Here is a 12,291-nt window from a genome sequence, read left to right as displayed (position 1 = left end):
TTTGTTTGTGCCGTTTGTGGTTCACCGTGAACCGGGCCCGGCAAGCGGCGTTGAACTGTCATGAAAATCGACGGGCAATGCCATTGCGGGCGCGTGGGGTATCAGGCCGACATCGATCCTGGAAAAGTGTCGATCTGTCACTGCACCGATTGCCAGACCCTGACGGGCTCGCCGTACCGGGTGACGGTGATCTGTTCCGCCGACCAGGTCCGCTTGACCAGCGGGACGCCGAAAATCTACGCCAAGACCGGCGACAATGGCCGAACCCGGTTTCAGCATTTCTGTGCGGAATGTGGTTCCCCGCTGTTCACCGCGGCGACGGCGGGCCAGATGATTGGGGCATCCGCTGGGGCAGCATTCGCCAGCGCGATCAATTAAAGCCGGCGCGGCAAATCTGGTGCCGCTCCGCCGCGCCTTGGATCCACGACCTCAAGGGGTTGCCGGTGCGCCCAATGGATTGACTGGATCCGACCTTGCGCCAAAGGGGCGGGCAGGGCTAAACACGGGGCCTGAGGGCGGCTAGCTCAGCTGGTTAGAGCATCTCGTTTACACCGAGAGGGTCGGCGGTTCGAATCCGTCGCCGCCTACCAGCCTTCGCGCTTCGCGCTACGGCTGGGCAAGCCAGCCAGGGTGCGAAGCGCAAAGGCTGTCGCGCCGTAGCTCGTAGAGCGAAGGCGGACCAACAATGAGTATTCCCCACATGGAATCCCCGACCGGGCACGAACAAAACGCCGACCAGATCGCCTACTGGAACGGTCCCGCCGGGCAGCGCTGGGCTGACCGGCAACAGGCGCAAGACATTCTGCTCGGACCCGTCGCCGATCTTGTGATCGATCGCGCAAGGCCCAGGACCGGCGAACGGGTCATCGATATCGGGTGCGGCAGCGGAGTCACGACGATCGGCTTCGCGCAAAAGGTTGCTCCATCAGGTCATGCGTTGGGCGTCGACATATCAGGTCCGATGCTGGCGCGGGCGCGGGCGAGTGCGCCGCAGGGTTTGCCGGTTGATTTCGTTCAGGCGGACGCCACCGTCTACCCGTTCGATCCCGCAAGTTTTGATCTGCTGGTTTCGCGCTTCGGGGTGATGTTCTTTGCCGATCCGGTGGTGTCGTTTGCGAACATGCGCAAGGCGCTGAAGCCTTCGGGGCGGCTGGCCTTCGCCTGCTGGCGCGAGCCGCGCGAAAACCCCTGGATGATCGCGCCGCTGCAGGCGGTCTACAAACACGTGCCGAAACTGCCGCCGCAGGGACCTGAAGATCCGGGCCCGTTCGCGTTCGCCTCCGAAGAGCGCGTGCACCGGATACTCGGCGGCGCCGGCTTCACCGGCATCGCGATGGAGGCATGTCCACTTTCGATGGATATCGCGATCGGAGGCGGCCTCGATGCGGCGGTGCAGGGCGCCCTCGAAATCGGCCCCACCCATCGCGCGCTGGAAGGCCAGCCGGCCGAACTCCGCGACGCGGCGATCAACTCGCTCCGCGAAGCGCTGGCACCGCTCGCCAAGGGCGACACGGTGGTGCTTCCCGGTTCGATCTGGATCGTCACCGCGCGCGCTACCTGAATACCGCTAGCTGCGCCCCATGTCTTTGCATGGGGTTGTCGCGATTTGTGTCCGGGCCCCGCTACTCGACCGGCTTGCAATATTCCGTCGCAACCGTTGCCGATTGCCGGGTCTCGGAAACGAAGCAGAAATAGAGTTTTGGACCCTTGCGCAGAAACAGTCCGGCGCCGCCGCTCGCCGGCGCCGAGGTCCCGGCGATTGCGTAGTCCTGCGCAAGCAGGGAGCTCACGGTGACTTTCTCGGCTGAGGTTTGCGCCAGGGAAGGCGCTGCACCAAACGCGAACAACCACACAACACAAATCGAACTTCTGATTTTCACACGATCGCTCCCGCGCGTCAGCTAGGCCTTTTCTTCCCAGATCATCGCCAGATGGACGATGGTCTGCACGGCTTTCTCCATGTCCTGGACGCTGACCCATTCAAGCCGCGAGTGGAAGGCGTGTTCGCCGGCAAAGATGTTGGGGCAGGGCAGTCCCATGAACGACAGCCGCGAGCCGTCGGTGCCGCCGCGGATCGATGAGCGCACCGGCGTCAGGCCGGCGCGGCGGATCGCCTCGATCGCGTACGTGACGATTTCGGGGTGGCGGTCGATCACCTGCTTCATGTTGCGATACTGGTGCTTGACCTCCATCCGGTAGGTCGAGCGCGGATAGTCCTTCATCACGTCCCTGACGATGCCCTCCAGCAGCGCTTCTTTTTCCTTCAGGCCCTCATCGGTGAAATCGCGCACGATGAAGCCGATAGTCGCTTTCTCAAGCGCACCGGAAATGCCGATCGGATGCAGGAAACCTTGCTTGCCTTCGGTGGTCTCCGGCGAGCAGGTGTCTTTCGGCAGGCGATCGACGATGGCGGCGGCGATCTTGATGGCGTGCTCCATCCTGCCCTTGGCAAAGCCGGGATGGGTGCTGACGCCCTCGATAGTGATGGTGGCGCCGTCGGCCGAAAACGTCTCGTCCTCGATATTCCCCGCGGTCTCGCCATCCATCGTGTAGCCGAAGTCGGCGCCGAGCTTTTTCAGATCGACCTTGTCGACGCCGCGGCCGATCTCTTCGTCCGGCGTGAACAGGATCTTGATGGTGCCGTGCTTGACTTGCGGATTGTCGATCAGGAACTGCGCGGCATCCATGATCTCGGCAAGACCGGCCTTGTTGTCGGCGCCCAATAGCGTGGTGCCGTCCGTCGTGACGATGTCGTTGCCGATCTGGTCGGCAAGCGCCGGATGATCGGCGAATCGAATCACCTGCGTCGTATCCCCCGGCAGCACGATGTCGCCGCCACTGTAATTGCGCACGATCTGCGGCTTGACGTCCTTGCCGCTGCAATCCGGCGAGGTGTCCATGTGCGAGCAGAAGCAGATTACCGGCACCTGCTTGTCGGTGTTGGCCGGAATGGTGGCGTAGACATAGCCGTGCTCGTCGAGATGGGCGTCGGAGAGGCCCATTGCCTTGAGTTCGGCCGCGAGCACGCGACCGAGGTCTCTTTGCTTTTCGGTGGAAGGGCAGGTCGGCGAGGCCGGATCCGACTGGGTGTCGATCAGGACATAGCGCAGGAAGCGCTCGGTAACACCGTGGGTAAAGGCGAGGGGCGAAGCCAGCATGACAACCGCAACCGGATTTGAGAAATGACGGCGCTCTATAACAGAAAAGCGCCATTCCGGGCCCCCGGAACGGCGCTTGAATTTCGGATCGGAAGTACCGTGACTTAAACGGCTTCCTTGAGTTCCTTGGCCGCGCGGAAGGCAACCTTCTTGCTGGCCTTGATCTGGATCGCTTCGCCCGTGGCGGGGTTGCGGCCCATGCGGGCGGCGCGCTTGCGAACCTGGAGAATGCCGAGACCGACGATACGGATGCGCTCGCCCTTCTTCAGGTGCTTGGTGATCATGGTGACCATGTCGCTCAGAATCGATTCAGCCTGCTTCTTGGACAATTCCTGGTCCTCGGCGATAGCCGCTGCCAGATGCTTCAGCGTGATCGTCGCCGGAGTCGCTGCTTTCTTCGCCATATTCGGCCCTCCTCGGTGATGAATGGCTTTACGGAAACTTAGGCGTATCAGGCCTTAAACGATTCGGGAGGCGGGTGCCTACGCTGTTTTGCCTGCAAATAGGCCATTATTCGCATCGGCATCGCAAAAAGGCCCATTTGACAAGGGGATTCGCAACGTCCTTGACTAAAACAAGGAGGGCCTTTAAGTCCTCGCTTCTGCGCGGATCAAGACGTGATTACGCATCCGCGGGAGTAGCTCAGTTGGTTAGAGCGCCGCCCTGTCACGGCGGAGGCCGCGGGTTCGAGTCCCGTCTCTCGCGCCAGTCTTTTCAAAGACTTAGGCTAAGTTCCCGATCTCAGAAGTGTCACAAGGGACGTCAATGTGACACTTTCGGTCGCTTTTTGTTCGGCTAGCCGGGTTGGCCCGAATTAGGAACCCCGGTCGTCTTGACCCGTTGTCTGGCATCACCGGCCAAGCCTTTGCCGTAGGCGTCGGTGGCTGAGAGACCGATAGCGCTCCCGCCTGCTTAGATGGGAGAGCGCCATGACCTCACAGCCCCATATCCACTCCTATTCAATCGCAGCGCGTGTCTGTCTCGCCGTTGCGATCCTAAGCACCGCATTGCTCGCCACAGTGCTTACAAGGGTTGTGTAACAAGGCCGATTTGACCCTTGCCGAAGTGCGTCTCAGTTGGGCGCCTCTTTCGATTTCAAAAGTGTCACAAGGGACGTCAATGTGACACTTTCGGCCGCATTTTGTTCGGCCTCCAGTTTCTTTGCCCCGATCACCCGCGCCTGGTCGAAGCGCCGCACGCTGGCGACGTTGACCGGGTTGTAGGTCTTGCGCAGCTGTTTGTTGCGGTCGACCGTGTTGGCCATCTTGTTCGATTGATCCTCGATCGTGGCGCCGCCGGCGTCGCCCTCGACTGCGCCTGAGCGGCGCATGTCCTGCAGCTGGCGCTTTTCCTGTTTGCCGAAAGCAAGTTCCCGGACGGCGCGGAAGTCCTGGTTGAGCGAGCTCTTGGTGTAGGGGCGCGGCGCGATGTGACGGCCGCCGCCGTGATCGCCGCCCCATTGTCCGGTGGCCCCATTGCGTGACACCGGCCGGCCGCCACGGGTCCAGAACAGCGGCGTGTTGTCCATCAGTTCGACGCCGAACCGCTTCAGGTAGGCTATCAGGATCGCCAGCGACCATTGCGTCAGCGTCGCAGCCGCGGCCTTGTCGGTCTTGGTGCGCTCGATCGCGAAATAGACGCCGGCAGGATCCCGGCGCGCCTGCGCCAGCGTCAGAGATCGGTTGTCGACCGGCGACAGCTGGCTGTCCCATGCGATCGCCATCAGCGCGGCGAGGCCGTAATATTCGTGGCGCCATGCCACCTGAACCAGGCGCAGCACTTCCCAACGCAGCCAGATTTGATCGCGCGGCTGCGGTGGTGTGTTGGCAAACGATTTGGCCGGATCCGCATCGAGGTCGCAATATTTCATTGCGGCCATTTTTTTCCACAGCGCGCGCCAGACCTTGATCACCATGTGCCGCTCGGTGACGGAAACCGCTGCTTCGATCTCCGGGACAAGGCCTAACGCCGCGCCCGTGACAGGGTCCAGCCGCAAAAAGTGTTCCGGCTCGATCGTGCGTGGGTCGCAATCGGCGAATTTCGGCTCGATCCATTTCCAGGCGCGCGGCCAGCCGTCGCGCTTTTCCTGTTCATTGGTCCAGATGACGCCCTTCGCGACCCGCCCGGCCTTGCGCAGCGCCATGGCGCGCTGATAGCCGTCGCCGACGCTGCCTTCCGGAAAGTGCTTCAGCGTCGTTCTGGCGGGCACTGAGGGCTGTCCGCTGCGGACATGGTCCCACGCGCGATTGAGTTCAATCGCGCGCTGCTGATCCTCGACGCTGGCTTTCGGATGGCCCTCGGAATCGATGCCGGGTCCGCCTGGTCCGAAGGTCGTCAGGCCAAAGCCGTGCGCCTTCATGGCCTTTGTCGGCCGCCAGCGCCAGCGGCCGTTGAGATAGAGGAAATACCTGATCTTGTCCTTGCCCACCTGGTCCCCGCAAGGCACGCACAACAATGCTGGGCGCGATCTAGTGGACACCCAGCTTCTCACGAGCGTCGCGGAGCTTTGGCTTTCCTGTCAAGTCCGGCCGGCCGGGGCTGGCCGTGTTTTCCCGCCCGTCGGTCAGCACGGTGCCGTCCGGCTGCACGCCGGTGACCCGCAAGCCGGCGGCGAGGGCGGCCCGGATGGCGCGCTCGATCGCGCGCTGGGTGTAGGGGTTTTGTTTCACGCCTCTGGCCCCTGGTGCTAAGGCGAGCGGTTCATCGCCATTAATAACGACGCGGTCGCGGAGTGCCGGACCTGGCCGGAGAACTCGGTCGACCTGATGGTGTCCTCGATCCCGTTCGGCAAGCAATACGAATACTCGGCGAGCTACCGGGATTTCGGTCATAGCGACGACAATGCGCATTTCTGGTCGCAGATGGATTTCCTGTCGACCGAACTGCTGCGGATGCTCAAGCCCGGCCGGCTGGCCTGCATCCACGTCAAGGACCGCGTGCTGTTCGGCGCCGTCACCGGGCAGGGCGTGCCGACGGTCGAGCCGTTCCACGCCGAGGCGATCATGCATTACCGGGCGCACGGCTTCCAGTACATGGGCATGATCACGGTCGTGACCGACGTCGTGCGCGAAAACAACCAGACCTATCGGCTGGGCTGGAGCGAAAACGCAAAAGACGGCACCAAGATGGGCTGCGGCATGCCGGAATACATTTTGCTCCTTCGCAAGCCTCAGTCGAACCGCTCGAAGAGCTATGCCGACGTGCCGGTCGTCAAGTCGAAGGACGACTATACCCGCGCGCGATGGCAGATCGACGCCCATGCGTTCTGGAAATCGAGCGGCAACCGGCACCTGACGCCGGAAGAGTTCGCTAGCGTAGGCCCTGGCGATATGGCGCGGCTGTTTGCGAAGACGTCGACCGAACGCACCTACGACTACGAGGCGCATGTCGCGATCGGCGAGGCGCTGGAGCGCACCGGGACGCTGCCGACGACGTTCATGTCGATCGCGCCTGGCTCCAAGCATCCTGAGGTATGGAGCGACGTCAACCGGATGCGCACGCTCAACATGCTACAACAGCGCAAGGGCGCGGAGATGCATCTGTGTCCGCTGCAGTTCGACATCGTCGACCGCCTGATCGAGCGCTATTCCAACGAAGGCGATCTCGTCTTCGATCCGTTCGGCGGGCTGATGACCGTGCCGTACCGTGCGCTGCTGAAGAAGCGCCGCGGGGCCGCGACCGAACTTTCCGCCAGCTACTTCCTCGACGGCGTGCACTATCTGCACATGGCGGAAGAAAAGATGACGACGCCGCAGCTGTTCGACCTCGCGACGTTTGACGCCGCCAATACGCCCAGCGACAGACTTGATGGAGCCGCAGAGTGACCGACGTCATCAAAGCGATCTCGATGTGGCAGCCGTGGGCCTCGCTCTGGCTGACACCGAACAAGCGGCATGAAACCCGGCATTGGAAAACCCCGCACCGCGGGAAGCTTCTGGTCCATGCGGCAAAGAAGCTGGTGACTGATTTGGATGAGGACCTGCTCGGAATCCTCTCGGCAACGTTCGGCGATCAATGGCAGTCCAGGCTTCGCTACGGCGCGATCATAGGCATGGTCGATCTGGTCGACGTGATTCCGACAGAAAAGATCGTCGCGGGCTTCCGCTGGACCGACGAACAGCGGACCGACAATGCCTGCGGCAACTTCGATGACGGCCGGTTCGGTTGGCGCCGCAGTACCTACTGGGTGTTCCCGCGCCCGATCCCTTATCGCGGGCGGCAGAGCATGTTCAGCGTGCCGTGCGAAGTCGTCGCCGAACAGATCGCGGCGGCGAAGGAGGTTAGCGGTGGCTAGCCCTGTCGTCACCATCGACCAGGCTGCGATTGATGCCCGCAAGCCGCGCGCCGGGCCGCTGGTCGATCCGGCGGAAGCCATCGCGATCGCGCTGTCGGTCGCGCGATGGGCGCCGGGCGGCCTGCAGGATCCCAACGGCACGGTCGTGCAGCTGGTCCTGAAGTCGGTCCATGACGCCGGCTGGAAGATCGAACCGCGTTGAGTGTGTTGCGTGTTGCGTCATCTGAAATCGAAGGAAGTGGAGGGTCGCCATGCAGGCGCATGCGAGCAATACCGGCATTGACGGGCAGCGGGAACAGGCGTCGGCCCGGTTCGCCAAGGATCAACTGAAGGCGATCGTGGATCGGATCGAGCGGCTGGAGGAGGAGAAGAAGACCACTTCCGACGACATCAAGGATGTCTACGCCGAGGCGAAGGGCAACGGCTACGACACCAAGGCGCTGCGCCGGATCGTCCGGCTGCGCCGCATGGATGGGCCGCAGAAGGCGGCGCACGACGAGGTCGAGACGATCGTCGAGACGTACATGCAAGCGCTGGGGATGCTGTAGCTGTGCGCAACGGATCAGCCAACGTAACCGGTCGCCTCATACTGATCCACAAGGGGGCGAAGCTGTTCGGCGTCACTCTCTTCGTTGAATTCACTTCGGGTTCGGTCTGCAAAGACCGGCACAAATCGGGCGTCGAAAGCTTCCAGTGCACTGGCGAAAAGAGTGAACCTTGCGCGCGCCATCATTACATCGAGTGCGGGCCGGACGGGTCTAATGTCTTCGTCTTCCCTGCCGTAGTAACGGCCGAGCAATTTTCCGCTGCGCTCAATCTCTTGCAGCTGCCATCGCTTGAGCGGGTGCAGCCCTTGGGAAAAGGGCGCGATCTCAGTCATTTTTTCGTCGAAGTACTGCCGAAAGGGAACGATGGTTTGAACGAGGCCGAGCCCTCGTTCCATGGCCGGGGCGTCTTGCGCGGCGGCGATGTCCAGAGCGCGCCAAGCCAAGGCGTACATTTGGGCAAATGGCAAGAGTTCTGTAGCGACGAGATCGAGCAGGGCGACTTCCTGGCGTTCCGCCAGTTCTTTCGCGGCCGCAATTTGTCGCTGGACTGCAAACCAGGCTACGGTAGCTGCGGCCAGTGTGACGATCGCTCCGACCACGTTCCCCGCAAATCCGATCCAGTCATTCAATTTGACCTTTTCCACCGAGAGGACCAGCGGAATCGCGGTGACAGCAAAGATGCTGAGCACCAAGGTACGCGCCAGCAGCCAGAACGGGGTCAACCCGGGAAGCGTGTTTTTCATCCGCGCAACCTGACGGATTGGATCGGACCTGTCGAGGGGGTGGCTGCATGACGCCCGAACAGGCACCTTTGCGCCAGAGCGCACACATCATCGGCCTGCTGCAACGGCATCGCCTGTCGCTGTCGGATGAAAAGCAGCTGCAGGCCGAGATGGCTGCCGTGTTCGAGACGGCGGGTATGCGCTTCCGCCGGGAAGTGCGGCTCGACGCGCGCGACATCGTCGATTTCATGGTTGAGGATGTGGTGCCGGACGCCGCCGGCATCGCGGTCGAGGTCAAGATCGGTGGCTCGCGGCGGGCCATCTTTCGACAGCTGGAGCGCTATGCCCAGCATGACGCGGTCGGCGAGATCCTGCTGGCGACCAATGTGCCGATGAACCTGCCGCGCGAGATCGCCGGCAAGTTCACCTCGATCGCCTTCCTGGCGAGGGGGTGGATGTGAGCGCGCACCTCCACCATTCGCAGGGCGACGACCTGCTGAGCTGGGCGGAACAGAACGCCTGGCGTGACGGAGCCGACGTCGAGCGCACCTATGGGCGGCTGGAATATCAGGCGCATGCGCGGCGCTGGGTGATATCGGGGCTGGAGCCGCAGGTCGCCATCCGCGTCAAGCGCATCTTCCCGCGCATCTCGCTGACGCAGGTCGGGCTTTTTGGTTTCGCCGACAATGACGAGGCGCGCGCCGAACTGGAATGGTTTTTGTCGCGCTATCCGCTGGTCTGCTCGGCGGAGGATCGCCAGCTTCTATGCGAGGGCCGGGTGCGGTTCGAGCGCATCCGCAGCGAAGTGCACCAGGTGCTGCAGCCGGACTGGACGCCGGCGGGCGAGCTGGCGCAGCTGCGCGACGGTTTTGCGCTGCGCGCCAACCAGGCCCGCGCGGTCGAGGTGGCGCGGCGGCTCGGCCGGCTGATCGTCGCCGACGATGTCGGGCTCGGCAAGACGCTGGCGGCGATCGCCAGCGTGATGGACCCGCGCTTTCTGCCCGTCGCGATCATCGTGCAGCCGCAGCTCGCCATCCAGTGGCAGCGCGACTTCATCCAGCAGTTCACCACGCTGACCTCGCACGTCATTCAGGGGACGGGGTACTACGTGCTGCCGGTCGTCGACTGCTACATCTTCAAATACACCAACATCTTCGGCTGGACCGATGTAGCCGCAACGGGGCGGTTTCGATCGGTGATCTTTGACGAGGTGCAGGAGATCCGTCACGGCATCGGCACGCTGAAGGGCGGTTCGGCCAAGGTGTTCGCTGATAATGCAGGCCTGCGCATTGGTCTCTCGGCGACGCCGGTCTTTGGCTATGGCGGCGAGATGTTCAACATCGTCGACATCATCGAGCCGGGCGTGCTCGGTTCGCGTGACGAGTTCATTCGCGAGTGGTGTACGTCCGACAACGGCAAGATGATCGTCAACGATGCCGCCGCGCTCGGCGCGCATCTTTACGACATCAACCTCTTGCTGCGCGAGGTCGGCAAGGGCCCGCCGCCGAACCGCGTCATCCATGACGTGCCCTATGACGAAGAGGTGGCGGCGGCCGATGAGGCGTTTGCGCGGGCACTGGCGCTTAAAGTTATGCAGGGATCGTTCAGCGAGCGCGGACAGGCTGCGCGGGAGCTCGACATGTTCGCCCGCCGCGTCACCGGCGTCGCCAAGGCGCGGCATGTCGCGGCGTTCGTGCGCATCCTCTTGGAGGCCAAGACGCCGGTCATCCTCGGCGGCTGGCACCGCGACGTCTATGACATCTGGCTCGAGGAGCTGAAGGAGTTCAACCCGCAGCTCTACACGGGATCGGAGACGCCAAAACAGAAGGACGCGGTCAAGCGCGCCTTCATGTCCGGCGAGACCGACCTGATCATCATGAGCCTGCGATCGGGCGCGGGCCTCGACGGGCTGCAGCATCGCTGTTCGACCGTGGTGCACGGCGAGCTCGACTGGTCGCGCGAGGTGCACAAGCAGCTCGCCGGCCGCCTGCGTCCGCACGCGCGCAAGGATCCGATCACGGAAATCTACATCGTCGCCGACGGCGGCTCCGACCCCGTCATCGCAGCGTTGCAGGGTCTGAAGGCCAGCCAGGCGCACGGCATCGTCGATCCCAAGCGCGGCGTGACGCAGGCCGCGACCGACGACAGCCGGATCAAGGCGCTGGCGCGACAATATCTGGAGCGCGGGGGCGCGCCGCCTTCTTCGCCGGAAAACCCGCCATGAGGCCGGACTTTTCCACAATCGCAGCCTGCCACTTCGGCAGCATGTCGTCGCCTCGCGAGGCCGGTTTTGCCCGCGCGCGTCCCCGTTTTCCGAGATATCCACAGGTGCAGAAGTGAGCTGGGAAGCCGTTACTTGGGCAAATAAGCAGAAGCTCAAGAAATCCTATGAGCAGATCGTGCTGCTGGTGCTGGCGAACTGCGCCGATCCGAACGGGGAGGCGTTCGTCAAATGGCCGGGCAGGGAACACTGGTGGGTCTATCTCAGTGATCGGACCCGTCTGCCGAAGTCCAGCCTGTTCCGGCACCTCAACACGTTGATGGGGCTGGGGCTCGGCGAGCGGGCGATGCAAGTGCTCGCCGACGGCTCGCGGCGCCCGACGTTCAAGCTCAACATGAACGTCTCCTTCGATATCGATTTGCCGGAGGATGAGGAACGCTACAACGCAATCTTTGCAAAGGGTTCGGCGGAAAACCAGTCCCCCGTGGGGACTGAGCATGACGACCTCGGCGAGGGTGGCGAAAACGGCAACGATATCAGCGGTTCGCAAGCGTCCGAAACGACGATCGCGCCCCAGTCTCCCGCAGAGACTGGCGAAACCGATGCGCCCGTTCCCAGCGCTGAGACTGGATCATTCCCAGTCCTGAGACTGCATAAGGATTCCAAACCTTTTTCCAAAGACTCCCCCCTACCCCCCTCCGGGGGGGCGGCCGGTCCGGGCTTCGCGGAATTTCAAAAGGTTTGGCTTCGGCCGATCGAACGGCCGTCGGTCGCGCAACGGGTGTGGGATCACATCCCGACCGAAAAGCTCGGCGAGGCCATCGCAGCCGCCAAGGGTTACTTCGAGTGGATCGGTCGGCAACGCAAGGAACCGGCGATCGTCAGCGCGCAGACATTCCTGCGCGAGGTGTCCGGCTGGTCGCAGTGGCTGGCCTACGCACCGACCGAGGCTGGCACGCCGGTCGTCAGCAACACGTTCGCCGCCAGTAGCCGCGAGGGCCGGGCCATCGCGATGCTTTGGGAAATCGCAGGTCAAGGCGATTTCTTCCGAAGCGTCAAATGCCGCGGCGGCGCGGTTTTCTACGCCAATCCGATCACGCCGCGCCTCCTGGCGCTCGCCGATGCGCCGCCTCGCGCCGAATGGGCGAGGCTCGGCCGGCAGCAAGCGGCTGCATGGGAGGGGCTGATCGGCGAGGGCGTGCAGGTCGCGCGGCGCCGATTGTCGGAAGGCGCGCAGGCACCCTGGCCATGGCCACCACGCAAGGACGGAACGCTTTCGCCGGCAGCCGACGGCCCGGTGATGACAGATGACGATATCGACGCTCTCGCGAGCGAAGGTCACAGGTGA

General features: G+C 63.1%; 14 protein-coding genes, 2 tRNA genes and 1 pseudogene. 11 read left to right on the top strand and 6 right to left on the bottom strand.

Features of this window, described 5'->3' with window-relative positions:
* The first annotated feature begins 60 nt into the window (after positions 1–60).
* The 3 genes and pseudogenes from JQ574_RS22945 (at position 61) to JQ574_RS22935 (ending at position 1,561) form a co-directional block, all read left to right on the top strand.
* Positions 61–461, top strand: a pseudogene (locus tag JQ574_RS22945) (GFA family protein).
* A gap of 52 nt (positions 462–513) precedes the next feature.
* A tRNA-Val gene (locus JQ574_RS22940) sits at positions 514–590 on the top strand.
* A gap of 110 nt (positions 591–700) precedes the next feature.
* Positions 701–1,561: a class I SAM-dependent methyltransferase gene (locus JQ574_RS22935; protein ID WP_212208241.1), complete on the top strand. Its 861-nt coding sequence runs from the start codon at positions 701–703 to the stop codon at positions 1,559–1,561.
* 61 nt (positions 1,562–1,622) lie between these two features.
* Here the strand turns inward: JQ574_RS22935 and JQ574_RS22930 are convergent, their stop codons facing one another.
* The 3 genes from JQ574_RS22930 to JQ574_RS22920 all read right to left on the bottom strand — a co-directional run bounded on the left by JQ574_RS22930 (position 1,623) and on the right by JQ574_RS22920 (position 3,562).
* Complete coding sequence (locus JQ574_RS22930) at positions 1,623–1,790, bottom strand: hypothetical protein (protein WP_212208119.1); 168 nt, start codon at positions 1,788–1,790, stop codon at positions 1,623–1,625.
* Positions 1,791–1,901: 111 nt separating this feature from the next.
* On the bottom strand, positions 1,902–3,158 hold the full coding sequence (gene pepT / locus JQ574_RS22925; RefSeq protein WP_212208118.1) for a peptidase T: 1,257 nt from the start codon (positions 3,156–3,158) through the stop codon (positions 1,902–1,904).
* A gap of 104 nt (positions 3,159–3,262) precedes the next feature.
* Positions 3,263–3,562, bottom strand: coding sequence for an HU family DNA-binding protein (locus JQ574_RS22920; RefSeq protein WP_212208117.1), 300 nt, complete (start codon positions 3,560–3,562; stop codon positions 3,263–3,265).
* 227 nt (positions 3,563–3,789) lie between these two features.
* On the opposite strand from JQ574_RS22920, the gene JQ574_RS22915 reads away from it, so the two are divergent.
* Positions 3,790–3,866 (top strand) — tRNA-Asp (locus JQ574_RS22915).
* Positions 3,867–4,230: 364 nt separating this feature from the next.
* Here the strand turns inward: JQ574_RS22915 and JQ574_RS22910 are convergent.
* Together JQ574_RS22910 and JQ574_RS22905 are read right to left on the bottom strand one after the other, a co-directional pair.
* Positions 4,231–5,586: a hypothetical protein gene (locus tag JQ574_RS22910; protein WP_212383947.1), complete on the bottom strand. Its 1,356-nt coding sequence runs from the start codon at positions 5,584–5,586 to the stop codon at positions 4,231–4,233.
* A 40-nt stretch (positions 5,587–5,626) separates the two neighbouring features.
* A complete protein-coding gene (locus JQ574_RS22905; RefSeq protein ID WP_212383946.1) occupies positions 5,627–5,827 on the bottom strand; it encodes a hypothetical protein in 201 nt (66 codons plus the stop codon).
* Positions 5,828–5,923: 96 nt separating this feature from the next.
* On the opposite strand from JQ574_RS22905, the gene JQ574_RS22900 reads away from it, so the two are divergent.
* Genes JQ574_RS22900 through JQ574_RS22885 form a run of 4 tightly spaced genes read left to right on the top strand, consistent with a single transcriptional unit; the run spans position 5,924 to position 8,000 of the window.
* Positions 5,924–6,982 carry a DNA methyltransferase gene (locus tag JQ574_RS22900; protein WP_212383945.1) on the top strand — a complete coding sequence of 353 codons (1,059 nt, stop codon included), beginning with the start codon at positions 5,924–5,926 and terminating at the stop codon, positions 6,980–6,982.
* Positions 6,979–7,452 carry an ASCH domain-containing protein gene (locus JQ574_RS22895; protein WP_212383944.1) on the top strand — a complete coding sequence of 158 codons (474 nt, stop codon included), beginning with the start codon at positions 6,979–6,981 and terminating at the stop codon, positions 7,450–7,452. The genes JQ574_RS22900 and JQ574_RS22895 overlap by 4 nt, the downstream gene beginning before the upstream one ends.
* Complete coding sequence (locus JQ574_RS22890) at positions 7,445–7,654, top strand: hypothetical protein (protein WP_212383943.1); 210 nt, start codon at positions 7,445–7,447, stop codon at positions 7,652–7,654. Before JQ574_RS22895 ends, JQ574_RS22890 begins: the two co-directional genes overlap by 8 nt.
* Positions 7,655–7,703: 49 nt before the next feature.
* Positions 7,704–8,000: a DUF2312 domain-containing protein gene (locus tag JQ574_RS22885; protein WP_212383942.1), complete on the top strand. Its 297-nt coding sequence runs from the start codon at positions 7,704–7,706 to the stop codon at positions 7,998–8,000.
* 14 nt (positions 8,001–8,014) lie between these two features.
* On the opposite strand, the gene JQ574_RS22880 is transcribed toward JQ574_RS22885, so the two are convergent.
* Positions 8,015–8,743: a hypothetical protein gene (locus tag JQ574_RS22880; RefSeq protein WP_212383941.1), complete on the bottom strand. Its 729-nt coding sequence runs from the start codon at positions 8,741–8,743 to the stop codon at positions 8,015–8,017.
* 47 nt (positions 8,744–8,790) lie between these two features.
* Between JQ574_RS22880 and JQ574_RS22875 the strand changes: the two genes are divergently transcribed.
* From JQ574_RS22875 to JQ574_RS22865, 3 genes are all read left to right on the top strand, one after another.
* Positions 8,791–9,183 carry a hypothetical protein gene (locus JQ574_RS22875; RefSeq protein ID WP_212383940.1) on the top strand — a complete coding sequence of 131 codons (393 nt, stop codon included), beginning with the start codon at positions 8,791–8,793 and terminating at the stop codon, positions 9,181–9,183.
* Positions 9,180–10,946 (top strand): SNF2-related protein, encoded by a 1,767-nt coding sequence (locus tag JQ574_RS22870; RefSeq protein ID WP_212383939.1) that lies wholly within the window; start codon positions 9,180–9,182, stop codon positions 10,944–10,946. Before JQ574_RS22875 ends, JQ574_RS22870 begins: the two co-directional genes overlap by 4 nt.
* A gap of 112 nt (positions 10,947–11,058) precedes the next feature.
* Positions 11,059–12,291, top strand: coding sequence for a hypothetical protein (locus tag JQ574_RS22865; RefSeq protein WP_212383938.1), 1,233 nt, complete (start codon positions 11,059–11,061; stop codon positions 12,289–12,291).

This window comes from Bradyrhizobium sp. AUGA SZCCT0158 (genome assembly GCF_018130065.1).
GTDB lineage: Bacteria > Pseudomonadota > Alphaproteobacteria > Rhizobiales > Xanthobacteraceae > Bradyrhizobium.
This window is presented reverse-complemented; position numbering and strand designations above follow the sequence as displayed.

Excerpts from the sequence above, each read along its gene's own strand:
- JQ574_RS22935 (WP_212208241.1), top strand. The coding sequence starts at position 701 with ATGGAATCCCCGACCGGGCACGAACAAAACGCCGACCAGATCGCCTAC.
- pepT (WP_212208118.1), bottom strand. The coding sequence starts at position 3,158 with ATGCTGGCTTCGCCCCTCGCCTTTACCCACGGTGTTACCGAGCGCTTC.
- JQ574_RS22920 (WP_212208117.1), bottom strand. The coding sequence starts at position 3,562 with ATGGCGAAGAAAGCAGCGACTCCGGCGACGATCACGCTGAAGCATCTG.
- JQ574_RS22900 (WP_212383945.1), top strand. The coding sequence starts at position 5,924 with ATGGTGTCCTCGATCCCGTTCGGCAAGCAATACGAATACTCGGCGAGC.
- JQ574_RS22885 (WP_212383942.1), top strand. The coding sequence starts at position 7,704 with ATGCAGGCGCATGCGAGCAATACCGGCATTGACGGGCAGCGGGAACAG.
- JQ574_RS22880 (WP_212383941.1), bottom strand. The coding sequence starts at position 8,743 with ATGAAAAACACGCTTCCCGGGTTGACCCCGTTCTGGCTGCTGGCGCGT.
- JQ574_RS22875 (WP_212383940.1), top strand. The coding sequence starts at position 8,791 with ATGACGCCCGAACAGGCACCTTTGCGCCAGAGCGCACACATCATCGGC.